19 protein-coding genes and 1 pseudogene are annotated in these 23,952 nt (G+C 63.0%); 14 read left to right on the top strand and 6 right to left on the bottom strand.

From position 1 onward, the window contains the following. Positions 1 to 10 precede the first annotated feature (10 nt). From PQR27_RS01190 to PQR27_RS01170, 5 genes are all read right to left on the bottom strand, one after another. Positions 11 to 883: a ferritin family protein gene (locus tag PQR27_RS01190; RefSeq protein ID WP_408521911.1), complete on the bottom strand. Its 873-nt coding sequence runs from the start codon at positions 881 to 883 to the stop codon at positions 11 to 13. Positions 884 to 1,433: 550 nt separating this feature from the next. Next, positions 1,434 to 2,228, bottom strand: a complete 795-nt coding sequence (locus PQR27_RS01185) for a PhaM family polyhydroxyalkanoate granule multifunctional regulatory protein (protein WP_408521910.1) — start codon at positions 2,226 to 2,228, stop codon at positions 1,434 to 1,436. A gap of 61 nt (positions 2,229 to 2,289) precedes the next feature. Next, positions 2,290 to 3,156: an enoyl-CoA hydratase/isomerase family protein gene (locus tag PQR27_RS01180; RefSeq protein ID WP_408521909.1), complete on the bottom strand. Its 867-nt coding sequence runs from the start codon at positions 3,154 to 3,156 to the stop codon at positions 2,290 to 2,292. A 54-nt stretch (positions 3,157 to 3,210) separates the two neighbouring features. After that, entirely contained in the window at positions 3,211 to 4,431 is a 1,221-nt protein-coding gene (locus tag PQR27_RS01175) for an ABC transporter substrate-binding protein (protein ID WP_408521908.1), read from the bottom strand. Positions 4,432 to 4,663: 232 nt separating this feature from the next. After that, entirely contained in the window at positions 4,664 to 5,647 is a 984-nt protein-coding gene (locus tag PQR27_RS01170; RefSeq protein ID WP_408521907.1) for a fumarylacetoacetate hydrolase family protein, read from the bottom strand. Positions 5,648 to 5,666: 19 nt separating this feature from the next. On the opposite strand from PQR27_RS01170, the gene PQR27_RS01165 reads away from it, so the two are divergent. From PQR27_RS01165 to PQR27_RS01135, 7 genes and pseudogenes are all read left to right on the top strand, one after another. Next, entirely contained in the window at positions 5,667 to 6,707 is a 1,041-nt protein-coding gene (locus PQR27_RS01165; RefSeq protein WP_408521906.1) for an IclR family transcriptional regulator, read from the top strand. 178 nt (positions 6,708 to 6,885) lie between these two features. Further along, positions 6,886 to 8,151: a DUF3108 domain-containing protein gene (locus tag PQR27_RS01160; RefSeq protein ID WP_408521905.1), complete on the top strand. Its 1,266-nt coding sequence runs from the start codon at positions 6,886 to 6,888 to the stop codon at positions 8,149 to 8,151. Between the two features lie 160 nt (positions 8,152 to 8,311). Then, on the top strand, positions 8,312 to 9,100 hold the full coding sequence (locus PQR27_RS01155; RefSeq protein ID WP_408521904.1) for an alpha/beta fold hydrolase: 789 nt from the start codon (positions 8,312 to 8,314) through the stop codon (positions 9,098 to 9,100). 118 nt (positions 9,101 to 9,218) lie between these two features. Continuing rightward, entirely contained in the window at positions 9,219 to 9,476 is a 258-nt protein-coding gene (locus tag PQR27_RS01150; protein WP_007179533.1) for a BTH_I0359 family protein, read from the top strand. Between the two features lie 253 nt (positions 9,477 to 9,729). Further along, positions 9,730 to 10,800 (top strand): homocysteine S-methyltransferase family protein, encoded by a 1,071-nt coding sequence (locus tag PQR27_RS01145; protein ID WP_408521903.1) that lies wholly within the window; start codon positions 9,730 to 9,732, stop codon positions 10,798 to 10,800. 68 nt (positions 10,801 to 10,868) lie between these two features. Then, positions 10,869 to 13,592, top strand: a pseudogene (gene metH, locus PQR27_RS01140) (methionine synthase); the annotation flags it as partial. Positions 13,593 to 13,747: 155 nt separating this feature from the next. Next, entirely contained in the window at positions 13,748 to 13,942 is a 195-nt protein-coding gene (locus tag PQR27_RS01135) for an acid-shock protein (RefSeq protein ID WP_408521902.1), read from the top strand. Positions 13,943 to 14,223: 281 nt separating this feature from the next. Here PQR27_RS01135 and PQR27_RS01130 read toward each other — a convergent pair whose 3' ends face one another. After that, complete coding sequence (locus tag PQR27_RS01130) at positions 14,224 to 14,550, bottom strand: DUF1840 domain-containing protein (protein WP_408521901.1); 327 nt, start codon at positions 14,548 to 14,550, stop codon at positions 14,224 to 14,226. A 456-nt stretch (positions 14,551 to 15,006) separates the two neighbouring features. Here PQR27_RS01130 and argS point away from each other — a divergent pair, with 456 nt between their 5' ends. The 7 genes from argS (at position 15,007) to PQR27_RS01095 (ending at position 23,939) form a co-directional block, all read left to right on the top strand. Beyond that, positions 15,007 to 16,797 carry an arginine--tRNA ligase gene (argS, locus tag PQR27_RS01125; RefSeq protein ID WP_408521900.1) on the top strand — a complete coding sequence of 597 codons (1,791 nt, stop codon included), beginning with the start codon at positions 15,007 to 15,009 and terminating at the stop codon, positions 16,795 to 16,797. A 61-nt stretch (positions 16,798 to 16,858) separates the two neighbouring features. After that, the gene (locus PQR27_RS01120; protein WP_408521899.1) at positions 16,859 to 17,671 is read left to right on the top strand and encodes an SPOR domain-containing protein; all 813 of its coding nucleotides are present in this window, start codon (positions 16,859 to 16,861) and stop codon (positions 17,669 to 17,671) included. A 171-nt stretch (positions 17,672 to 17,842) separates the two neighbouring features. Next, a complete protein-coding gene (locus PQR27_RS01115; RefSeq protein WP_408521898.1) occupies positions 17,843 to 18,481 on the top strand; it encodes a thiol:disulfide interchange protein DsbA/DsbL in 639 nt (212 codons plus the stop codon). 15 nt (positions 18,482 to 18,496) lie between these two features. Continuing rightward, the gene (locus PQR27_RS01110) at positions 18,497 to 19,270 is read left to right on the top strand and encodes an SDR family oxidoreductase (RefSeq protein ID WP_408521897.1); all 774 of its coding nucleotides are present in this window, start codon (positions 18,497 to 18,499) and stop codon (positions 19,268 to 19,270) included. Positions 19,271 to 19,273: 3 nt separating this feature from the next. Further along, complete coding sequence (locus PQR27_RS01105; protein ID WP_408521896.1) at positions 19,274 to 20,104, top strand: helical backbone metal receptor; 831 nt, start codon at positions 19,274 to 19,276, stop codon at positions 20,102 to 20,104. A gap of 302 nt (positions 20,105 to 20,406) precedes the next feature. Continuing rightward, on the top strand, positions 20,407 to 21,993 hold the full coding sequence (locus PQR27_RS01100; RefSeq protein WP_408521895.1) for an ABC transporter substrate-binding protein: 1,587 nt from the start codon (positions 20,407 to 20,409) through the stop codon (positions 21,991 to 21,993). A gap of 281 nt (positions 21,994 to 22,274) precedes the next feature. Beyond that, a complete protein-coding gene (locus PQR27_RS01095; protein WP_408521894.1) occupies positions 22,275 to 23,939 on the top strand; it encodes an ATP-binding cassette domain-containing protein in 1,665 nt (554 codons plus the stop codon). The last annotated feature ends 13 nt before the right edge of the window (positions 23,940 to 23,952 follow it).

Raw genomic sequence — 23,952 nt, 5'->3', positions numbered from 1 at the left:
CTCAACAACATCAAGCCGGCTGTTCAGCCGTCTTCTGATCGGCCTGCAACCTCGCCACCACTTCCTTGCGATAGCGGTTCAGTTCCTGAGCGGTATTGAACGTGCGCTCGAACAGGATCGACAGGTTGTGCAGAATCCGCTCGACCACCTTCTTTTCCCAGCCGTCGTCGAAACGGATCTGGTCGTCGAGCCAGCGTTCGAGCCATTCCGGATCCGGCAGACGCGACTGGATCGTGTCGCGCGGGAACAGCGCCTGGTTCACGTGCAGGTTGGTCGGGTGCAGCGGCTTTTCAGTGCGGCGCGCCGATGCCATCAGAACGCCGATCTTCGCAAAAGCGGCGCGCGCGATGTCGCCGGTTTGCGCCATGGCCTTCTTCATGTAGCGCAGATAGGCGCCGCCGTGACGCGCTTCGTCGCGCGAAATGGTTTCATAGATCTGCTTGATGACCGGCTCGGTGTGCCACTCGGCTGCACGGCGATACCAGTGGTTCAGGCGAATTTCGCCGCAAAAGTGCAGCATCAGCGTTTCGAGCGGCGGCGCCGGATCGAATTCGAAGCGCACCGCGTGCAGTTCTTCCTCGGTCGGACACATTTCCGGCTTGAAACGGCGCAAATATTCCATCAGCACCAGCGAATGCTTTTGTTCTTCGAAGAACCACACGCTCATGAACGCGGAGAAATCGCTGTCGTGATGGTTGTCACGCAAGAACATTTCCGTGGCGGGCAGGGCCGACCATTCGGTGATCGCGTTCATCTTGATCGTCGCGGCCTGCTCGTCGGTCAGGAGCGATGCATCGAATTTATCCCAGGGAATGTCTTTCTCCATGTCCCATCGAACGGATTCGAGTGATTTATAAAGTTCCGGATAAAGCATGGTGTTCATAGTCCCACCCCTGTTCTGCGCATACCTGTTGTGTCTGTTACTACTACGTGTAGCACTCTTGCTGACGACGAACGAAACGGACCGTTTGTCGGCCAAGCATTCAATTTTACGCGGTAATCGACCGCCCAGATGCATCCGGCGGCAAAGAAGTCATGAGCGTTTGCGCTGCGGCGATAACCAGAGGTTACGCGCTGCGCGGCCAACCGTGGGTGAGGGATACCCTGTGCCTGAGGTCGAGCCAGTCTGCGATGAAAACCGCACCGTCCAGCCCTGCGCCGGTCGTACCGGCGACGAATGGAGCAAGGGCGGCTGGATTGGTTGTTTTCAGCGCACGCCCAAAAGCCATATAAAGCTTACACAATGATAGCACGCTGACTTTTCAGAACCCGCACGGTAAGCGTCGCAATTCCGGTGCCCGGATTGACTTGTCTCAATGAAGCGGGCAATCCGGGGAGTATGGCGAACGATCGCGGTCAAAACCGTGACAGGCGGCAAATCGGAGTCCGATCGCCGCCTGTCAGGAGGCGTCGCGCCCCCTTTATTCGCGCCGCTAGACCGGCTTTTTCGTGGCGCGCGGGCTGGTGGCCGAACTGCTTGCGCGCTTGGCGGGCGCCGACGCCCGCTTGGCTGCGGGCCGCTTCGCTGCTGATCCGGAGCCCGCCGCTTCTCCAGCCGCGCCAGCGGATTCCCCGGCGGAGGCTGAACCGGTCGCCGAATCTGGCGGCGAATCGGCGTCAGCGCCGCTCGCCGCACCCGCTGCTGGCTGCGTCATGGCGAACTGGGCGATCTGGTTGAATTGCGATTGCAGCAGATTCCACCAGGCCGACGCGTCGAACGGCGGCGTTGCAGCCGTCTCGCCCTCCTCGGCCTCCGGCTCGGCGCCGGCGGATGAAGCCGCGCTGGACGCGGCCGACGACGCACTCGACGCTTCCGGATGCGGCCACCCGGACGCCGGCGACGGGCTCGGCGCGGCGGACGCCGACTCCGGCCGGGACATCGACGACTGCGCGAACGCGCCGAACGCGCGCAGCGTCGCGAGCGTCGCGCGCTGCACTTCGAGCGCCTGAATCGCGGACTGCAGCATGCTCAGGTTAAGCTTGAGCCACTGCTCGACGGCACGCATGTCGGTGATCCGCTTGTCGAGCTCTTCGACGTTGGTGAGCGGCGCCATCATGTCGGACATCATCGACAACGACGGCCCAAGCCCGCCGCCGGTTTGCGCGCCCGGCATGGCCGAGCCGAACGGCGACAGGCGCATCATGCCCCACATGCGCTCGAGCATTTCAGCAGGCGGAAAACCAGGAAAGCCGGGGAAGGGGGGCGTAGAGCCAGATGTATCAGTCATGCTTGTCGCCTCGTTGCTTGAAGAGAAGAAAGTAACGCCGTCCCGCGCGCGTCCGATTCGATCATACCGCGCGCGGAGGCTGCCCACGCCACGGGTCCGCGCCGCCAAAGTCAGGCGCACGCCGCTCGCGCAGCGAGTTCACGCCTTCGCGCACATCCGGCCCCGCGAAACCCATGAATTCCAGCGCCAGCGAGGTATCGAAAGCCGGCCCCGCGGAGCGCAACCAGTTGTTCAACGCGTACTTGGTCCAGCGAATCGCCGTTTGCGAGCCATTGGCCAGTTTCCGCGCGACCTCGAATGCTTTGGGCAAAAGATCGCTTTCGTCGACCGCCAGCGATACCAGGCCGATGCGCTCAGCCTCTTCCCCGCTCACCGGCTCGCACAGCAGCAGGTAATACTTGGCCTTCGCCATGCCGCACAGGAGCGGCCAGACAATGGCCGCGTGATCGCCGGCCGCGACGCCTAAACGCGTATGGCCGTCGATGATGCGCGCCGTTTTCGTCGCGATCGAGATATCGGCGAGCAGGCCGGCCACGAGCCCGGCGCCAACCGCCGGCCCGTGCATCGCCGAGACGATCGGCTTGCTGCAATTGATCACGTTGTAGACCAGATCGCGCGCCTCGCGCCAGACTCGCGCGCGGACCTCGAAATCGGTCGCCATGTCCTCGACGAGTTGCAGATCGCCGCCTGCCGAAAAGCCCTTTCCTTCGCCCCGAATGATCGCGACGCGCGTGTCGGGATCCCGATCGATATCGCGCCAGATTTCAGCGAGTTCGAAGTGCATGCGCGCGTTAGCGGTGGCGAGTCCACTTTTGTTGGCGCCCTCGCCGCTCATCACGACCTCGAGCACGCCATCCGGATGACGGTGCAATTGCAGCGACTGGTAATGCGCGTAAAAGGCGTCGTTACTGTGTGGTACTTGAGACATGGTGCCATCCGTCCATCGGTATGTCTGTTAAACCCGCGCACGTTCGGAACACCGTCAGCGCGGCTGATAAACCCACTTTCCATTCATGATTTCGACCATCACGCGCGCCCGCTGGTCGAGCCCGAGGTGATCGGTCGCGCTCATGTTGACCACGCCGTTGGTGTCCGCGAGACCATGAGTAGCCTCGAGCGCATCGCGCAGCGCGCGGCGAAATTCCGGCGTGCCAGGCGCGCCCGCTTTCAGGGCGATCGGGATCGCGTTGCCGAGCAGCATGCCCGCGTCCCACGTGTACGAACCAAACGCCGACACCGTGCCCGGCCCGCGTGCCGCCTCGAAGCGCGCGATGTAGTCGAGCGCGAGGCGCTTGGCCGGATGGTCGGCCGGCAATTGCGCGGCGACCAGCACGGGGCTCGCGGGCAGGAAGGTGCCGTTGCAGTCGGCGCCGCACACGCGCAGGAAGTCGTTATTGCCGACGCCGTGGTTGTGATAGATCAGGCCTTTGTAGCCGCGTTCGCGCAGCGTTTTCGGCGGCAACGCGGCGGGTGTCCCGGCCGCGCCGACCACCACCGCATCGGGATGGGTCGCGAGGATCTTGAGAACCTGGCCGGTGACGCTCGGATCAGTGCGATTGAAGCGTTCGCTCGCCACCATGTTGATGTGATGCAGTTGCGCGAATTTCGCGACCTCGGTGTAGAAAGTTTCGCCGAGCGCGTCGGCCTGGCCGATGAACGCGATCGTTTTGACGTTGTGCGTGCTGGCATGTTCGGCGATCGCCGACGCCATCATTGCGTCGGTTTGCGGCGTCTTGAACACCCAGTGGCGTTTCGCATCGACCGGCTCGATGATTTTCGCCGACGACGCCAGCGAGATCATCGGCGTTTCGCCGTCGGCGACCACGTCGATCATCGAAAGCGAATTCGGCGTGATCGACGAACCGATGATGGCGTCGACGTGATTTTCGGAGATCAGCTTTTTGGTGTCCTGTACGGCTTGCGTCGTGTCGGAAGCATCGTCGAGCACGATGTATTCGACTTGCTGGCCGCCAATCTGTTTCGGCAGCAAAGCCACGGTGTCGCGTGCCGGAATGCCGAGCGACGCCGCCGGCCCGGTCAACGACAGCACGAGGCCGATCTTCACCTGCGCGAAGGCGAGGGCGGGCAACGCGGCGCACAGCGCGGCGGCAAGCCTGGCGAACCGATGACCCGATTTTGCTGCGTGCACGCCCGAGGCGCGAGCGCGCCAGGTTCCGGGTCCAATCGACTCAAATCGCGCCATGCTGTCTCCTCACGTCGGTTTTTCGTTTTTGATGTGCTGCCGATGTGCTGCCCGTTCTGCCGCTTGCGTGGTGCTCGTGTAACGCTCTACGTTGCTCCCGCAGCGAGGCCGCGGCCAGCAACCTCGCGCCGGCGCCGCCGCCAGTCAGTGTAGCGGCGCACTCGTGTGCCGGCATCGGGCGAAACCCTTTCGCCCGCAGGCGCCCTGCTCCGTTTCGCACAAAATCGGTGCCTCAGTCCAGCGGCGCGATACCTTGGTCGATTGAGCCGAAAATCGACTTGCCGGCCTCGTCGAACATTTCGATCTTCACTGTATCGCCGTATTTCATGAATTCGGTTTGCGGCGCGCCATGCTCGATGGTCTCGAGGCAGCGCTTCTCGGCGATACAGCAATAACCACGCTTCGCATCCTTGTTCGAGACCGTGCCCGAACCGACAATCGCGCCGGCGCGCAGGTTGCGCGTTTTCGCCGCATGCGCGATCAGTTGGCCGAAGTGAAACACCATGTCGGTGCCGGCGTCCGGCTGGCCGACCTTCTTGCCGTTCCAGTGGACGATCATCGGCCGGTGCACGCGGCCCTCGCGCCAGTGTTCGCCGAGTTCGTCCGGCGTCACGGCGACCGGCGCAAAAGACGTGGCCGGCTTGCTCTGGAAAAAGCCGAAGCCCTTCGCGAGTTCAGCGGGAATCAGGTTGCGCAGCGAGACGTCGTTGACCAGCGTCAGCAGGCGCACGCTCCTGAGTGCCTGGTCGGGCGTGGCGCCCATCGGCACATCCGTGGTGAGCACGGCGACTTCCGCCTCGAAGTCGATGCCGAATTCCTCGGAGGCGCACAGCACATCGTCTTTCGGACCGATGAAGTCGTCGCTGCCACCCTGATACATCAGCGGATCGGTCCAGAATTCCGGCGGCATATCCGCGCCGCGCGCCCGCCGCACCAGTTCGACATGATTCACGTACGACGAACCGTCGGCCCACTGAAATGCACGCGGCAGCGGCGCCATGCACTCCTTGGCGTCGAACGGAAACGCATTGCGCGCGCGCCCCTGATTGAGCGTGTCGTACAGCTCCTGCAATTGCGGCGCGTAGAAGGCCCAGTCGTCGAGCACGCGCTGCAGCGTGGGCGCGATGGCGTCGGCGACGGCCGCGGTATGCAGGTCGCGGGACACGACGATCAGCTGGCCGTCGCGCGTGCCGTCCTTCAGCGTGGCAAGTTTCATAGAGGAATGAGCCGTATTAGTGACGATAGAGGGAATCTATTCTACGATGGTGAATCGATGCGACCCAAATGCCGCCGCGCAGAAGCGGCTTGCGGACCGCGGCGTGCCGGCCATCAAGGGTCTGCTGCCCACTCCTTTCACCTCCTTTGAATGCGCTCCGTGCGCCTCGCTCATGCCTCCACATGCCCGCTCCGGCGCGATCCGTACCGACGCCGACCCCGCCGAAGCGCTGGATACACCCGATTCCGACGACGAAACCGTCGAGGCCGGCGAAGAGAAGCTGCGCTCGGGCATCCAGTCGATCGAAGTCGGCTTCAGATTGCTCGACGTGCTGACGCACGAACCGCGCGCCATGATGCTGCGCGATCTCGCGCAGCGCGCCGGCATGAGTCCGGCGAAGGCGCACCGCTATCTGGTGAGTTTCCTGCGACTGGGCGTGGTCGCGCAGGACCCGCTGTCGGGCCGCTACGAGCTGGGCGGTTTCGCGCTGCAATTGGGGCTTGCGCGCCTCGCCCGCGTCGACGGCGTCAAGCTCGCGCGCATTGCGCTTGCAGAACTGCGCGACCGGCTCGATCTGACGGTGGGCATCGCCGTGTGGGGCAATCAGGGACCGACAATGGTTCACTGGATGGAATCGAGCCACCCTGCAAAAGCGTCGCTGAAACTCGGCGATGTCATGCCGTTGCTCAGTTCCGCGACGGGCCTGCTGTTCGCCGCCTATCTGCCCTCGAGCAAAACGGCCGGGATGATCGAGCGCGAGCTGGCCGATTCGCGCCGCTCGTCGCACAGCAGCGGTCCACGCACGCACGAAGAAGTCGAACGGGCGCTCGCGGAAGTTCGCCAGCACGAAGCGGCGCGCGTGGAAGGCATGCTGCTGCCGACCATCCACGCCTTCTGTATGCCGGTGTTCGACTCGACCGGCGATCTGGCGCTCGGCCTGATCGCGCTCGGCCATGAAGGCGCGTTCGATATCCAATGGGGCGGCGAGATCGATACGGCGATGCGCGAATGTGCACAAAAACTCTCGTATGAACTGGGGTATAGTGCCGCGCCACGCTAGAAGCGGTGGGGGCTGATCGATACGTTCAATCGGCATGCGCCGGTTTTCGCCGTCGAGGAACATCCCCCGCTTCGCTGCGGTCGAACCCGTTCGCTGCGGGCCTGAGGGCAAGGCTTCGCATTGTCAGCAGCACGTTCGCCGATCCTGTCATTTTCCGCTCATCCCCCTTCACTAGCCGATGGCCTCACCCCCCTTCACACGCCGTTCCGACCGTCCATTGCCCGCTGGGCCGCGGCGCGGTTTGCGCGCGTGGCGATGGCTCGTGGTCCTGCTGGTGGTGGCCGTGCTGCACTGGCTTGCCGCGCAGTGGGTCGAGCGCAATCGCGCCACGTTGAACGCGTCGGACAGTGAGCACGTTCCCGTGCAGGTCGCGCTGCTGACACCCGAACGCATCGAACGCACGCCGGCCGCCGCGCCGTCCCCTCCGGCGCGGGCGCATAAGAACGCAGCAAGCAAGCCGCGCGAACATGTGCTGACAGCGACGCAGCCGCGAACGGAAGCACCCACGGCGACGGCCACCGCCGCGTCGGAAGCTGCATCCGAAGCCGCCGCAAGCGCCGCCGTCGCAGCAGCCTCGGCGGGCAGCGCCAATGCAAACGGCACGGCTAGCGCGGCCGCTGCCGCTGCCGCTGCCGCCAGTTCGCCACAAACGTCACCCGGCGTGAAATTTTCGGTCCCGCCCTCCGGTGAACTGCAGTACGACACCTTCTACAACGGTGTGCGCAACCAGCCCGGCACGATCCACTGGACCAGCACCGCCCAAAGCTACGAAATGGTCGTATCCGTGCCGTTGCCGTTCGTGGGCACTTTCGTGTATTCGAGCCATGGCCGCATCGACGCATTTGGTCTCGCCCCGGACCAATACATCGAAAAGCGCGGTCACCGCGCTGAAGATGTCGCGATCTTCAACCGCACCGACAAAATGATCGCGTTCACGCGCACCCCCGCCACACTGCCGCTGCCCGACGGCGCGCAAGATCGCTTCAGCATGGTGATGCAACTCGCAAGCCTGGTGCGCGGCGACCCTGCCGCCTACAAGCCGGGTGTCACGCGACAGTTCTTCGTAGTGGACAACAACAGCGGCGAGAACTGGCCGGTCGAGACCATCGGCGACGAAACCATCCGCACCGCGCAGGGCTACCTCGATACGCGCCATTTCAAACGCCTGCCTCGTCGCGACGGCGATCTGCGCCGCATCGACGTATGGCTTGCACCATCGCTTGGCTGGTTGCCCGCGCGAATCGTGCAGACCGAACCGAACGGTACGCAATTCGAACTGGTGTGGCGCGGCAAGCTCAATGTCGACACCGGAAATGGCTCGGCCAGCAGCGCGGATAACAGCGGCAATGCCCCGTCCGCGACTGCGCCCGCAGCCACACCCGATGCCGCCCCACCTGCACCGGCCAACCCGGCCGACCCCGGCAACTTCCCCGAAAAGCCCTGAACCCGAGTAGGGTCTCCAACAGGTCGTCGAAACTTCCATGCCGATGCTTACTCGCAACAGATAGCTGCAACCGTTCGCGCGTGCTCTGCATAGGTGCAATGAAGGTGGGACATAGCGCGCGGACGGCTCTTTCCACTGCGTTCCCCTTCCAGGAGCCCGCATGCAAGTGAACATCAACGGTATCGAAACGCGTTATGTACTGAGCAATGAAGGCGGCGGCCCGTGGCTCACGTTCATTCACCAGCTCGGTGGTGATCTGTCTGTATGGGATCAGCTCGCGGGCTATTTCCGCGACGACTACACCGTCCTGCGCTATGACGTGCGCGGCCACGGCAAGACTGATGTCTCTCGTGAACCATTTAGCATCACCGATCTGTCGCGTGATCTCGCTGCGCTGCTCGATGCACTCGGTGCACCCAGTACGCATGTTGTCGGTATGTCGATGGGCGGCATGGTCGCGCAGCAATTCGCGCTTGACTATCCAACGCGCATCGACAGTCTGACAATTGCCGACAGCTCGGGCGGCACGCCGCCCGAAGGCCGCGCACTCTGGAATCAACGCGCTGCATCGGCTCGCAACGACGGCATGGCGTCGTTGGTTCCTGCGACATTGAGCCGCTGGCTGACGCCCGATTTTCAGGCTGCGCATCCCGAAGCGGTCGAGCAGATTCGCGAGGTACTCACGCATACGTTGCCAGAAGGCTACGCTATGGCGTGCGTAGCGCTGCGCGATTTCGATCTACGCAGTAAGCTAGCAGCTATTCACCTCCCCACCCTGACGGTGGCGGGCCGCCACGACACAGGCACGCCACCTGCTGCTACACAGGCGATAGCACACGCCATTGAAGGCGCGCAGTTCGAACTCCTCGAAGCCGCTCATCTTGCGCCAATCGAGCAATCTCACCGTTTTGCTGCACTGCTTGAAACGTTTCTTGAAAGGCCGGTCTAACCGGTAGGTTCGGAACTTTTACAAGCGTCAATCCGGACCCACCCCTTGAATTCCACACCATACGCTCCACCTATGGCGCAGGAATGGCCAGGAGCCAACGGAAATAAGGAGTGTCGCCATGCAAATGATCTATAACAGCCCCAATTACTGTGTCGTCGAATTCCCGCCGCAAGAAGGTCCGCTGGCCATGAAGTCTGGTGGGTACGAGATCGTCGACAAAAACATGCAGCGCGAAATTTACATCGACGGTGCAATGGCGGCGCGCTTTCGCGAGCATGTGCAGAAGCTGATCGAAGAGGAACCGTCGCTGGATGAAGTAGACGAATTCCTTGGCCAGTTCGACAGCCTGATGCATCAACCGGTGATTCTTCACTAACCGCGGGGTTTGGTTTAGCAGTTTGGCGACCTTGGATTGACCGCGCCGTCCGGCCCAGCCGGCGGCCTTTACAAGACGGTCAGCATCAATCGAACGGCCCAGCAGGCTTTTGCTTCGCTGGGCCGTATTCTTTGCGGCTCCCGCGCGAGCGTTGATGGTCCGTGAGCCCCTCCCGCCCGCGCCCGGCGCAACCACGCCGCAGCGGCTACAATGACAGGTTTCCCGAAAAAGCCGGCGCAAGCCCACGTCCGCCATGAACCAGACTGCTCAAACCGCCACGCCAGTCCGCCCAGACGCCGCCTATACGCGCGGCGCGGCGCTGCCCGCGCTGCTCAAGTCGCGCATCCTGATCCTGGACGGTGCAATGGGCACGATGATCCAGCGCTACAAGCTCGACGAAGCCCGTTATCGCGGCGAGCGGTTCAAGGACTACGGACGCGATATCAAGGGCAATAACGAGCTGTTGTCGATCACGCAGCCGCAGATCATCAGCGAGATTCACGAGCAGTATCTGGCGGCGGGCGCGGACATCATCGAGACCAACACGTTTGGTGCGACCACGGTGGCTCAGGCCGACTACGGGATGGAAGACCTCGCCATCGAGATGAATCTCGAATCGGCCAGGCTGGCGCGCGCCGCCTGCGACAAGTATTCGACGCCCGACAAGCCGCGCCTCGTCGCCGGCGCAATCGGGCCAACGCCGAAAACGGCGAGCATTTCTCCTGATGTGAACGATCCGGGCGCACGCAACGTAACATTCGACGAATTGCGCGCAGCGTATTACGAGCAGGCGAAGGCATTGCTCGACGGCGGCGCCGATCTGTTTCTCGTCGAAACGATCTTCGACACGCTCAATGCGAAGGCCGCGCTGTTCGCACTGGACGAACTGTTTGAAGACACCGGCGAGCGCTTGCCGATCATGATCTCGGGCACCGTCACCGACGCGTCGGGGCGGATTCTGTCAGGCCAGACGGTTGAAGCATTCTGGAACTCGCTGCGTCATGCGAAGCCGCTCACGTTCGGGTTGAACTGCGCCCTCGGTGCAGCGCTGATGCGCCCGTACATCGCCGAGCTGGCGAAACTGTGCGACACCTACGTGTCGTGCTATCCGAACGCCGGTTTGCCGAATCCGATGAGCGATACAGGCTTCGACGAATTGCCGGCGGACACCTCGGGACTGCTGAAGGAATTCGCGCAGGCAGGGCTCGTGAATATCGCCGGCGGCTGCTGTGGCACGACGCCGGAGCATATTGCGGCGATCGCCCAGGCGCTGGCCGAAATCAAACCGCGTCAATGGCCGTCGCAATACCGCGACGCCGCCTGAGCCACCGCTCTTTCGCTATCGAAACAGCCGCACTCATCCGCACGTAAACGCACGCACCGAACCGCACATACGCCATGACCGATCACACCATGCGCCTTTCCGGCCTCGAGCCGTTCAACGTCACGTCCGGGACGCTCTTCATCAACGTCGGTGAGCGCACCAACGTGACCGGTTCGAAGGCGTTCGCGCGAATGATCCTGAACGACCAGTTCGACGAGGCAATCGCGGTCGCGCGCCAGCAGGTCGAAAACGGCGCACAGGTCATCGACGTCAACATGGACGAGGCGATGCTCGATTCAAAAGCGGCGATGGTCCGCTTCATGAATCTGATCGCCTCGGAGCCGGATATCGCGCGCGTGCCGATCATGATCGACTCGTCGAAGTGGGAAGTGATCGAGGCGGGTCTGAAGTGCGTGCAGGGCAAGGCGATCGTCAACTCGATCTCGCTGAAAGAAGGCGAGGAAGCGTTCCGTCATCACGCGAACCTGATCCGCCGCTACGGCGCGGCCGCCGTGGTGATGGCGTTCGACGAGCGGGGCCAGGCCGATACGTACGAACGCAAGACGCAGATCTGCAAGCGCTCGTATGACTTTCTCGTGAACGAAGTGGGCTTCCCGCCGGAGGACATCATCTTCGATCCGAACATCTTCGCGATTGCAACGGGTATCGAAGAACACAACAACTACGCGGTCGACTTCATCAACGCCACGCGCTGGATCAAGGAAAACCTGCCCTACGCGAAGATCAGTGGCGGCGTGTCGAACGTGTCGTTCTCGTTCCGTGGCAACGATCCGGTGCGCGAAGCGATCCACACCGTGTTCCTGTATCACGCGATCCAGGCCGGCATGGACATGGGCATCGTCAACGCGGGTCAGCTCGGCGTGTATGCCGATCTTGATCCGGAGTTGCGCGAACGTGTTGAAGACGTGGTGCTGAACCGTCGCGAAGACGGCACCGATCGTCTGCTCGAAATCGCCGACAAGTTCAAGACCGGCGCTGCGAAGAAAGAAGAAAATCTCGAGTGGCGCAACCAGCCTGTCGAGAAGCGTCTGTCGCATGCACTCGTGCATGGCATTACCAACTTCATCGTCGAAGATACCGAGGAAGTGCGCGCGAAGATCGCCGCGGCCGGCGGCCGTCCGATCAACGTGATCGAAGGCCCGCTGATGGACGGCATGAACGTCGTCGGCGATCTGTTCGGTCAGGGCAAGATGTTCCTGCCGCAAGTGGTGAAGTCGGCGCGCGTGATGAAGCAGGCGGTCGCGCATCTGATCCCGTACATCGAAGAAGAAAAGAAGCTGATGGCCGAAGCCGGCGCCGACGTGCGCGCAAAGGGCAAGATCGTCATCGCCACGGTCAAGGGCGACGTGCACGACATCGGCAAGAACATCGTCTCGGTGGTGCTTCAGTGCAATAACTTCGAAGTGGTCAACATGGGCGTGATGGTGTCGTGCAACGACATTCTCGCGAAGGCAAAGGTCGAAGGCGCGGACATCATCGGGCTCTCTGGCCTGATCACGCCGAGTCTCGAAGAGATGGCCTACGTCGCGTCGGAAATGCAGCGCGACGACTATTTCCGAGTGAAGAAGATTCCGCTGCTGATCGGTGGCGCCACCACCTCGCGCGTGCATACGGCCGTGAAGATCGCGCCGCATTACGAAGGCCCGGTGGTGTATGTGCCGGATGCGTCGCGCTCGGTGTCGGTGGCCTCGAGCCTGCTCTCAGATGAAGGCGCAGCCAAATACCTCGACGATCTCAAGACCGACTACGACCGCATCCGCCATCAGCACGCGAACAAGAAAGCGCTGCCCATGGTCACGCTCGCCGAAGCCCGCGCGAACAAAACCAAGGTCGATTGGGCCGGCTACCAGCCGGTCAAGCCGAAATTCATCGGCCGCCGGGTGTTCAAGAACTTCGACCTGAGTGAACTGGCGAACTATATCGACTGGGGTCCGTTCTTCCAGACCTGGGACCTTGCCGGCCCGTACCCGGCGATCCTGAACGACGAGATTGTCGGCGAATCGGCGCGGCGCGTGTTTTCCGACGGCAAGTCGATGCTCGCGCGCCTGATCCAGGGCCGCTGGTTGCAGGCGAATGGCGTGGTCGCGCTGTTGCCGGCCAATACGGTGAACGACGACGACATCGAAATCTACACGGACGAATCGCGCTCGGAAGTCGCGCTGACGTGGCGCAACCTGCGCCAGCAAAGCGTGCGTCCGGTGGTGGACGGCGTGATGCGGCCGAACCGGTCGCTCGCCGATTTCATCGCGCCGAAGGATTCGGGCGTGGCTGACTACATCGGCATGTTCGCGGTCACGGCGGGTCTGGGCGTTGACGTGAAGGAAAAGCAATTCGAAAAAGATCACGACGACTACAGCGCGATCATGCTGAAAGCACTCGCCGACCGTTTTGCGGAAGCCTTTGCCGAGGCGTTGCACGCCCGTGTGCGGCGCGATCTGTGGGGCTATGCGAACGCCGAGACGCTCTCCAACGAAGACCTGATCGACGAAAAGTACCGCGGCGTCCGCCCGGCGCCGGGTTATCCGGCCTGCCCGGATCACCTGGTCAAGCGCGACATGTTCGAGGTGCTGCAAGCCAACGAAATCGGCATGACCGTGACCGAATCGCTGGCAATGCTGCCGGCGGCAAGCGTGTCCGGCTTCTATTTGGCACACCCGGACAGCACGTATTTCTCGGTCGGCAAGATCGGCCAGGATCAGCTGGAAGACTACGCAAAGCGGATGGCGTTGTCGAAAACGGACGCTGAGCGGGCGCTGGCGCCCTTGCTGTAACGCTTGCGTGGCGGGAAACCCACTATATCGGGCGGGCTAGGCTGAATATTTGCGGCAGTGCAATTTTCGGCTTTGTAGACTGATTTGGTTTCAACCCGCCAGACGCGGCCAAAACGCGTCGGCTTATTTATTGCAATCGTCACGGAGAGAATCGTATGAAGAAGCTGACGCTGTTATTGACTGCTGTTTCGCTTGCCGCAGGCGCCTCGATGGCACAGGCGCAACCCGCCAGCGCGGTCAGTTCGTATTCGCCGCCTGTACAGAAACACGTCAAGAAGCCCAAGAAACAGAAAGCAAAGAAGGGCGCGTCGGCGCCGATGGCCGCCCCGGCGGACGCCGCCAGCCAGTAAGCTGCACGGCAAACCGGTCGATCACCGCCGGCAAAAGACAAAGAGCCCGCACAAAGCGGGCTCTTTTCATTGCTGCGGACGGTGTGCGTGGCGGGTTTGCGCCGGGGGGCACAACGGGCTCCCGGCTCGACTGGCAAATCCGGCGGCCGGCGATCCGGCGGCCGGCGATCCGGTGGCCGGCACTCCGGTGGCCGGCGATCCGGTGGCCGGCACTCCGGCGGCCGGCACTCCGGTGGCAGGCAATCCCGCGGCCGACAGTCGACAGGCCGGCACTCCGGGAATCACAGCCCCCAGACGATATCCGCGTTTTCCTTTTGCGCGGCGCGCAACATGTCGAGGAACGGATAGGCGCGCTGTGCCAGTCCGGGCGGAATCTCATGATGCTCGTGGCCGTCTTCGCCTTCGTGGAAATGGCCCTCGTGCTCGGCGCGCTCCTGCTTGTCGGTACTGATGGCCGATTCGAGTTTCGTGATCGCGACGCTCAGTTCGTCGTGGGTGATCACCCCTCGCTCACCCAGCCGCTTGCCGACAATGCCGACCAGGTACTGAGCGAGATTCTCCAGCATCATCACGTCTGGCGCAGCGCGACATTTGAAAGTAATCAGCATGACTGTTCCCTTTTTCGTCATGTTGGATCGACGCACAAGCGGCTGTAAGCCGGCCGCCGGCGCGCGCTTCGTTGACACGCCGATCAGGCACGGCGGCCACGGCCCTTAGTGGGCATCTCATTAAACATATTAGCACCTGCTAAAATCCGTCTGGACGGAAAAGCGCGCTGCCATGCGCCGTGCGCGGCAAAGCCGGGACGGTGCGGCTGAGCCGGCTGGCAGCGGTCTGTGTGCCGCCGTTGCGTGCCGCGCCTGCCCATGCCCATGCCCCTGCCTGTCGCCGCGCATCCGCATCAACTGCGTCGCAGGCAATGTGCCTGATGCCGCGACGCTATGCCCCGTGCGCCACGGCGGGCGCAGCACCGCTTTCCACGCTTCTGACGAATCGGCTGCGCCAGCTGCGCGGCCGGCGCCTCTTCCGCATCACCGGATTGCCTCACTGGACTCGCAACAAGCATGCTGCCTGCACACAAACATACCCTCGAAACCCTGCTCGCCGACACGGTGAAGCAGGTTGCGCAAGCGTCCCAAGGCGCAAACGAAGCGGCTTTCGTTTCGCCCACGATCACGCTGGAGCGCCCCAAAGTCGCCGCGCATGGCGACGTCGCCTGCAATGTGGCGATGCAACTCGCCAAGCCGCTGCGCGCCAATCCGCGCCAACTGGCGCAGCAGATCGTCGACGCGCTGCTCGCGCAACCGCAGGCCCAAGGTCTCGTCGAAGCGGCCGAAGTAGCGGGCCCCGGCTTCATCAACCTGCGCCTCGCGGCCGCGGCCAAGCAGGCGGTGATCGCCGCCGTGTTCGCCGAGAAAGATACGTTCGGCCGTTCGCAGCGCGACGCGGGCAAGCACGTGCTGATCGAATTCGTCTCTGCCAACCCGACCGGTCCGCTGCACGTCGGCCACGGCCGCCAGGCCGCCCTTGGCGACGCGCTCTCGAACGTGCTGGCCTCGCAGGGCTACGACGTGCATCGCGAGTTCTACTACAACGACGCCGGCGTGCAGATCCATACGCTCGCCGTGTCGACCCAGGCGCGCGCCCGCGGCCTCGCCCCCGGCGACGAAGGCTGGCCGGCTTCGGCGTACAACGGCGAGTACATCGCCGATATCGCGAAAGATTATCTGAGCGGCGCAACCGTGGCCGCGAGCGATGGCGAGCCTGTCACGGGCGCGGGCGACATCGAAGACCTCGAGGCGATCCGCCGCTTCGCGGTGGCCTATCTGCGCCGCGAGCAGGACATGGACTTGCAGGCGTTCGGCGTGAAGTTCGACCAGTACTACCTGGAATCGTCGCTGTACAAGGAAGGCCGGGTCGAAAAAACCGTCGAGGCGCTGATCGCCGCCGGCAAGACCTACGAGCAGGAAGGCGCACTCTGGCTGCGCACTACCGACGACGGCGACGACAAAGACCGCGTGATGCGCAAGAGCGACGGCACCTACACGTACTTCGTGCCGGACGTCGCCTATCACGTCGCCAAGTGGGAACGCGGCTTCACCAAGGTCATCAACGTCCAGGGCTCGGACCACCATGGCACGATCGCGCGCGTGCGTGCCGGCCTGCAGGGTCTCGGCATCGGCATCCCGAAGGGCTACCCCGACTACATCCTGCACAAGATGGTCACGGTGATGCGCAACGGCGAAGAGGTGAAAATCTCCAAGCGCGCTGGCAGCTATGTGACGGTGCGCGACCTGATCGAATGGTCGGGCGGCGCGACGCCGGGTTCGGAAGCCGCTGTCGATCTGATCGACGAAGAGACGATTCGCCGTGGCCGCGATGCCGTGCGCTTTTTCCTGATCTCGCGCAAGGCCGATACGGAATTCGTGTTCGACATCGACCTCGCGCTGAAACAGAACGACGAAAATCCCGTGCATTACGTGCAGTACGCACACGCCCGGATCTGCTCAGTCATCAATGAGTGCAAGCTGCGTTACAACACGGACGAGAGCACGCTGGCCGGCGTCGACGTGTCGCCGCTCACCAGCGAACGCGCGATGGCCTTGCTGAACAAGCTCGCCGAGTTCCCCGACATGCTGGAACACGCCGCCGACGAACTCGCGCCGCACGCGGTCGCGTTCTATCTGCGCGACCTCGCCGGGGAATTCCACTCGTTCTACAATGACAAAGCCGAACGCGTGCTGGTCGACGACGCCGCCGAGCGCAACGCACGCGTCGCCCTGCTCGCGGCCACGCGTCAGGTGCTGGCCAACGGTCTCGCGACGATCGGCGTCTCCGCTCCCGTCAAGATGTAAGTCCTCCGGCGCAACATGCATGCGGCCGTCGTTATAATCGACGGCCGTTCCAGGATTCTTTTTGCAGGTGATTCATACGATGGCAAAACCACGCCGCACAACAAAGCAGTCGAAACAAACCGGGGGGACTTTTCTCGGCATCGTGCTGGGCCTGATCGTCGGTCTTGCGATCGCGGTAGTGGTGGCGCTGTATATCACTCGCGCGCCCACGCCGTTCGTCTCGAAAGTCGCGCCGCCCGCGGCGTCGGATTCCGGTGCGACCCAGCCGCAATACGATCCGAACCGTCCGCTGCAAGGCAAGACACCGGGTCAGCCGGTGCCGCAAGCTGCGCAGCCGGCGCCGCCGAACACCGCGCCGGGCCAGACCAACGCGCAGACGCAGTCGGGCATGCTCGAAGAGCCGCAGATCGTCGAGGTGCCGCCGCAGAATGGCAACACCAACGGCACGGCGGTTGCGCCGAAGCCCGCGCAGGACAATGGCACCACGGCAGGCACCACCGTGCCGGCCAAAAAACCGCAAGCTTCTAGCGCGCCGGCAGCTACGGCGTCGAGCTCGGCGCCCAGGAGCACGTCGTCCACCGCCGCCGCCAACGCCAAACCGGGTTCCGGCGCAGCGCCGGCGGCTGGCGACGCGGACACGGGCTATTTCCTGCAAGTGGGCGCGTACAAGACTTCGGCCGATGCCGAGCAGCAGCGTGCGCGCCTTGCCTTCCAGGGTTTCGAATCGAAGGTTACGCAGCGCGATGCGGGCGGCGTCACATACTATCGCGTGCGCATCGGGCCGTTCTCGAAGTTTGAAGACATGAATTCGAGCCGCCAGCGTCTGTCCGACGCGGGTGTGGACACCGCAGTGATCCGCTTCACGAAGCAATAAGCAAACAATAAATAAACGGTGATTGACCGTAACGCGCCGCCGCCGAAACTATCGGCGCGCGGCGCCTGTCACAAGCACGACGGACGACTGAAACGTCCACAGCCGATTACGAAACGGTGACGGGCATTTGCGTGGCGCCACCGCTTTACCGCCTACCTGGGTTAGCACAACATGAAAAAACTGCTGAGCATTCTGTTCCTCTCGCTGGGCCTCGTGGCCGCCACGGCGCACGCATCGCCGGCCGCGCCGGTGTCCGGCAAAGACTTCACCGTACTGTCGGCGGCGCAGCCGACCGACGAGCCGGCGGGCAAGATCGAAGTCATCGAATTCTTCTGGTACGGCTGCCCGCACTGCAATGAATTCGACCCGTACCTCGAAGCGTGGATCAAGAAGCAAGGTCCGGACGTCGTGTTCAAGCGCGTGCCGGTCGCTTTCCGCGACGACTTCATCCCGCATTCGAAAATGTTCCACGCGCTCGACGCGCTCGGCCTCGCGCAACAGCTCACGCCGAAGGTTTTCAATGAAATCCACGTCAACAAGAACTATCTGCTGACGCCGGAAGACCAGGCCAAATTCCTCGCCAAGAACGGTGTCGATCCGAAGAAGTACATGGACGCGTACAACTCGTTCTCGACGCAAAGCGCGTTGCAAAAAGACAAGAAGCTGCTCGAAGACTACAAGATCGACGGCGTGCCGACACTGGCCGTGCAGGGCAAGTATGAAACCGGCCCGGCGGCAACCAACAGCCTGCCGGGCACGGTCCAGGTGCTCGATTACCTGGTGCAGCAGGTCCGCGCCAAGAAGATGTAAAGCCGAGGCGCCGGAATGAGTTTCCCCCAGAAAGTTTTCATTACCGGCGCCTCAAGCGGCATCGGCCTCGCGCTCGCCGCCGAATATGCACGGCGCGGCGCGATTCTCGGCCTGGTTGCCCGCCGCGGCGACGCGCTCGCCGCCTTCCAGGCGTCCCATCCGCAAAATTCCGTCTCCATCTATACCGTCGACGTGCGCGACGCCGAGGCGCTCGCCGAAGCGGCGGCGCTGTTCGTCAAGCAGCACGGGTTGCCGGACGTCGTGATCGCCAATGCCGGCATCAGCCGTGGCGCGCTGACCGGCCACGGCGATCTGCGCACCTTCCGCGAAGTGATGGACATCAATTACTTCGGCATGGTCGCCACCTTCGAGCCGTTCGCCGCCGCCATGGTTGCCGCGAAGAAAGGCACGCTGGTGGGGATCGCCAGCGTCGCCAGTGTGCGCGGCCTGCCGGGGTCCGGCGCCTACAGCGCGTCGAAGTCGGCGGCACTCAAGTACCTGGAAGCGTTGCGCGTTGAGATGCGGCCGCTGGGCGTCGGCGTGGTCACTATCGCGCCAGGTTATATCCGCACGCCGATGACCGAACACAACCCTTACACCATGCCGTTCCTGATGGACGCAGACCGTTTCGCGGTTAAGGCCGCTCAGGCGATCGAGCGACAGACGGCCTTTGCGGTGTTTCCGTGGCAAATGCGTATTGTCGCGGTGCTGCTGCATGTTCTGCCGCGCTGGCTCTACGACCGCGCCTTCGAACGCGCGCCGCGCAAGCCGCGCGCCGCCACCGAGTAAATCGTGCCGTCACGTGCGGTCGATGCAGCTGGCGTCGCGCACGAAACGTGGGGCGCCTCACGGATGCCCGCCCCACGCATCGTCTCGCTCGTGCCGAGCGTCACCGAATTGCTGTTTGCGCTGGGGCTCGACGAACAGATTGTCGGGCGCACCGGTTTTTGTGTGCATCCGCATGACAAAGTGCGGCAGGTGCGCAAAGTGGGCGGCACCAAGGCCGTGAATATTGACACGATCCGCGCGTTACGCCCCACTCATCTGATCGTCAATATCGACGAAAACGAACGCGAGACGGTCGACGAACTGCGCGCGTTCGTGCCGCATATCGTCGTCACCCATCCGCAAACACCGCAGGACAATCTCGCGCTGTACGCCTTGCTCGGCGCGATCTTCAATCGCGAACAGGAAGCGTCGCGCTTGAGCGGAGCGCTTGAAACGCGCCTGCGCGAAGCCGCAGCGCACGCGTTCGTGGCGCAGAACGTGCTGTATCTGATCTGGCGCGAGCCATGGATGACCGTCGCGCGCGACACGTACATCGCCGCGATGCTGCGGCTCGTGAACTGGCAGACGCTGCCTGACGTGCACGGCGGAAATGCCGGCGCCGCGCGCTATCCTTCGTTCGATTTCGACCACGCGCCATGGCTCGCCGACGTCGATCGCATCCTGCTTTCCAGCGAACCGTATCGCTTCACACAAACTCACTGCGACACGCTCAAACGCGATCCCCGGTTCGCCGGCAAGCGCATCGAGCTCATCGACGGCGAGCAGGTGTCGTGGTACGGCGTGCGCGCGATCGACGGGATCCGCTATCTGCTGGATCGGGCAACTGCCGTCTGAGCGCCATAGGCGCCCGGGGCCGCCGTAACACCTGAATCACCTGAAGCACCTCAAGCGCCTAGAGCACCCGAAGCCCCAACCATATAGATATGCGGATTAAGTTGTTGTCGCCGCAACCACCCTTCGATAAGCTTTCGCGAAGGCGGAGCCGCGCATGTGTCGTCACATCCAGGCCATGCGCCAGCGCCGGAAACGTATCAAAATAAAGAGGGTGGCCCGCCCGTCGCCGGCTGCCTGCCGTCACCGGAACATAAGCACACAACCAGACGCACTGCCTGACTGCGCTTGTTATGGGAGATCCTATGCGCTTCAAACTGCTCGCAGCCGCCGTACTGTTCACGGCGCCCGCGCTCGTGCTCGCCAAACCGCTGACCGTCTGTACCGAGTCGAGTCCCGACGGCTTCGATGTCGTGCAGTTCAACTCGCTGGTTACGACCAACGCGTCGGCCGACGTGATCTTCAATTCGCTGGTCTCGTACGACGAAGCCGCGAAGAAAGTGGCCCCCGCGCTGGCGGATAAATGGGACGTGAGCGCCGACGGCCTCACCTACACGTTCCACCTGCGTCCGAACGTGCAGTTCCAGACCACCGACTACTTCAAGCCCACCCGCGCGCTGAATGCCGACGACGTCGTCTTCACGTTCGACCGCATGCTCAACGACAGTAATCCGTGGCACAAGGTGGCGGGCGCGAGCGGCTTCCCGCATGCGCAGTCGATGGGTTTGCCGAAGCTCATCAAGTCCATCAGCAAGGTCGACGACAACACGGTCAAGTTCGAACTGAACGCGCCGGATGCGACCTTTATGTCGATCCTGACCATGGGCTTCGCGTCGATCTATTCTGCTGAATACGCCGACCAGTTGCTCAAGGCCGGCAAGCAGGTCGACCTGAACGCGAAGCCGGTCGGCACCGGTCCGTTCGAACTGAAGAGCTACACGAAAGACGCGGTGATCCGCTACGACGTGAACCCGACCTACTGGGGTCCGAAGCCAAAGATCGACCGCCTGATCTACTCGATCACGCCGGACGCCACCGTGCGCGCACAAAAGGTCAAGGCAGGCGAATGCCAGATCGCGCTGTCGCCAAAGCCGCAGGACCTCGCCGAAGCGAAAAGCGACAAATCGCTCGCCATTGTGCAAACGCCTGCGTTCATGACCGCGTTCGTCGCGCTGAACACGCAGAAAAAGCCGTTCGACAACCAGAAGGTGCGCGCTGCCCTGAACATGGCGTTCGACCGCACCACATACCTGAAGGCGATCTTCGACAACACCGCGACGCCGGCCGTCAATCCGTACCCGCCTAACACGTGGAGCTACGACAAGGCCGTGAAAGCATGGCCGTACGACCCGGCGAAGGCGAAGAAGCTGCTCGCGGACGCGGGCTACCCGAACGGCTTCGAAACCACCATCTGGGTGCGCCCGAATGGCAGCGTGCTAAACCCGAATCCGAAAGCCGGCGCCGAACTGCTGCAAGCCGACTTCGCCAAGATCGGCGTGAAGGCCGATGTGAAGGTGATCGAATGGGGTGAGTTGATCAAGCAGGCAAAGCAGGGTCAGCATGACACGCTGTTCATGGGCTGGGCCGGCGACAACGGTGATCCGGACAACTATCTGTCACCGCTTTTCAGCTGCAATGCGGTGAAGTCAGGGATCAATTTCGCGCGCTTCTGCGATCAGGATCTGGACAAGCTGATCGCCGACGGCAAGACAACGCCGGATCAGACCAAGCGTGCCAAGGCGTATGAACAGGCGCAGCAGATCATCCATGATCAGGCGCTGTGGATTCCGCTGGGTTACCCGACCGCTGCGGCCATCACGCGCACGAATGTGAGCGGCTATCACGTGAGTCCGTTCGGACGGCAGAACTTTGGGACGGTGGCGGTGCAATAAACCTCGGCCTACGACTCACAGCCTTTTTACACAGGCCCTGTTGCACCGCACAGGGCCTGTTTTCATTCTGTCTCACACAATTCGTACACCGCAATGTGTCTTATCGTGACAACGCACCACGCAGCGCAACCTTACGCGGCAAAATCAGCTTGCTATACTTTCGGCACTTTCCTCAACCGGTATCAGCCAAAGTGAATAACTAAGCCTTCCAGAATGTTTTCGCCATAGACCGCTTCCATGCGTGTCTGTGCGAAAGGTTTCACACATTTTCGGAGGTGCTTATGGCTCATATCGCGCCAGCATCCACACTCGTTTCCCTGCGTCAGGTCTCGTTCCATTTCGACGATGGCGCGACACTTTTCGATTCACTCAATCTCACGTTCGATCACGCGCGCACCGCGATCGCCGGCCGTAACGGCGTGGGTAAAAGCCTATTGGCGCGAATGATTGCGGGCGAGCTTGCGCCGTCGGCGGGAAAGATCGAGCGATACGGCTCGGTTGCTTTTGCCGCACAAGACGCACTTGTCGCGCCGGGCGCCACCGTGGCCGAGGCGGCCGGGCTGGCGGCCCCGCTCGACGCCCTGACACGCCTTGCCGCCGGTACTGCCGAGGCCGAGGCCGAAGCCGAAGCCGAAGCCGACATCGATCTCATCAACGGCCGCTGGGACCTTGCCGCACGCTTACTAAGCGCGCTAGCAGAAGCTGGCCTGCCCGGGTTGACACCCGATCATCCCGCTCGCTCGTTGAGCGGCGGCCAACTCGCGCGGGTCGCCCTGAGCGGCGCGCTGCTGTCCGGTGCCGATCTGCTGATCCTCGATGAACCGACCAATCACCTCGATCGTCAAGGCCGTGCGTGGTTGAGCCGGATGCTCGACGCCTGGTGCGGCGGTCTGATCGTCGTCAGCCACGACCGCGAGCTGCTCGGCAACGTCGCGAGAATCGTCGAACTGACGCCGCATGGGCCGCGTATTTATGGCGGAAACTATGAGGTATTCGTCGCCCGGCGCGAAGCGGAGGACGCCGCAGCGCAAGCCGCGCTCGGCCACGCTCGCACCGAACGCGCCCGCGACCGGCGGCGTCTGCAACGCGAACACGACACCGTGCAGCGACGCGCGGCGGCGCTGCGCCGTTATGCGGAAACAGCGAACGTGTCGAGTAACGAGCGCTCAGCAATGAAAGCCGCAGCCGCCGAAATCATGGGACATGTCCGGCGCGCCCAGCAGCAATTCAAAGCGCAACTCGACGCGCAGGTCGGCGAGAGCGCGGCGCGGCTGTTACCGGACAGCCCGGTGCTGCTCGCGTTGCCGGGCGCGATCGTACCGACGCGCCGTCAGGTGTTCACGCTAGACGATGCCCAACTACCGTGGCTGGCTACCGGCGACCCCTGCGCTACGGTGACGTGGTCCGTGGAAGGTCCGCTGCGCATTGCACTCATCGGCCCAAATGGCTGCGGAAAATCGACCCTGCTGCGAGTACTCGCAAGTCAGATCCCGCCGTTAAGCGGCACGAGCAGAACGCACGTGCCGTGCGCCTACCTCGATCAGCGGCTGGAACTGCTCAACCCGGAGTGCTCGATAGTCGAACAGTTGGGTGTGCTCGACACGCCGCTCGCCGAAGGCGAATTGCGCAGCCGCCTTGCCTTGCTGCAACTCGACGCACAACGCGTGACGCAACCCACACGCAATCTGAGCGGTGGCGAGCGCCTGAAAGCGGCGCTAGCGCATGCGTTATGGCGCGGCACGCCTGCGCAATTGCTCCTGCTCGACGAGCCGACCAATCACCTCGATCTCGAATCCGTGCTGGCATTCGAAGAGGCGCTAACGGACTTTCCTGGCGCCATAGTTGTCGTGTCGCATGACGCGGACTTCCTTGAAGCGTTGCACCCAACCCATACGATGCAATGGACCATCGCGGGTTGGCGCTTCGGACCGGTCACAGTGGACTAACCGGGCCACCATA

It is taken from the genome of Paraburkholderia fungorum (genome assembly GCF_046027215.1).
GTDB classification, from domain to species: Bacteria; Pseudomonadota; Gammaproteobacteria; order Burkholderiales; family Burkholderiaceae; genus Paraburkholderia; species Paraburkholderia fungorum_D.
Note: the sequence above shows the minus strand (reverse complement) of the source record. Positions and strands in the feature narration are given on the sequence as shown.

What these genes read in the sequence shown, in the direction of transcription:
- PQR27_RS01115 (WP_408521898.1), top strand. Translation starts at nt 17,843, where the DNA reads ATGAAAAAACTGCTGAGCATTCTGTTCCTCTCGCTGGGCCTCGTGGCC.
- PQR27_RS01130 (WP_408521901.1), bottom strand. Translation starts at nt 14,550, where the DNA reads ATGCTGATTACTTTCAAATGTCGCGCTGCGCCAGACGTGATGATGCTG.
- PQR27_RS01160 (WP_408521905.1), top strand. Translation starts at nt 6,886, where the DNA reads ATGGCCTCACCCCCCTTCACACGCCGTTCCGACCGTCCATTGCCCGCT.
- PQR27_RS01145 (WP_408521903.1), top strand. Translation starts at nt 9,730, where the DNA reads ATGAACCAGACTGCTCAAACCGCCACGCCAGTCCGCCCAGACGCCGCC.
- PQR27_RS01190 (WP_408521911.1), bottom strand. Translation starts at nt 883, where the DNA reads ATGAACACCATGCTTTATCCGGAACTTTATAAATCACTCGAATCCGTT.
- PQR27_RS01155 (WP_408521904.1), top strand. Translation starts at nt 8,312, where the DNA reads ATGCAAGTGAACATCAACGGTATCGAAACGCGTTATGTACTGAGCAAT.
- PQR27_RS01180 (WP_408521909.1), bottom strand. Translation starts at nt 3,156, where the DNA reads ATGTCTCAAGTACCACACAGTAACGACGCCTTTTACGCGCATTACCAG.
- PQR27_RS01185 (WP_408521910.1), bottom strand. Translation starts at nt 2,228, where the DNA reads ATGACTGATACATCTGGCTCTACGCCCCCCTTCCCCGGCTTTCCTGGT.
- argS (WP_408521900.1), top strand. Translation starts at nt 15,007, where the DNA reads ATGCTGCCTGCACACAAACATACCCTCGAAACCCTGCTCGCCGACACG.
- PQR27_RS01135 (WP_408521902.1), top strand. Translation starts at nt 13,748, where the DNA reads ATGAAGAAGCTGACGCTGTTATTGACTGCTGTTTCGCTTGCCGCAGGC.
- PQR27_RS01170 (WP_408521907.1), bottom strand. Translation starts at nt 5,647, where the DNA reads ATGAAACTTGCCACGCTGAAGGACGGCACGCGCGACGGCCAGCTGATC.
- PQR27_RS01175 (WP_408521908.1), bottom strand. Translation starts at nt 4,431, where the DNA reads ATGGCGCGATTTGAGTCGATTGGACCCGGAACCTGGCGCGCTCGCGCC.
- PQR27_RS01095 (WP_408521894.1), top strand. Translation starts at nt 22,275, where the DNA reads ATGGCTCATATCGCGCCAGCATCCACACTCGTTTCCCTGCGTCAGGTC.
- PQR27_RS01150 (WP_007179533.1), top strand. Translation starts at nt 9,219, where the DNA reads ATGCAAATGATCTATAACAGCCCCAATTACTGTGTCGTCGAATTCCCG.
- PQR27_RS01100 (WP_408521895.1), top strand. Translation starts at nt 20,407, where the DNA reads ATGCGCTTCAAACTGCTCGCAGCCGCCGTACTGTTCACGGCGCCCGCG.
- PQR27_RS01110 (WP_408521897.1), top strand. Translation starts at nt 18,497, where the DNA reads ATGAGTTTCCCCCAGAAAGTTTTCATTACCGGCGCCTCAAGCGGCATC.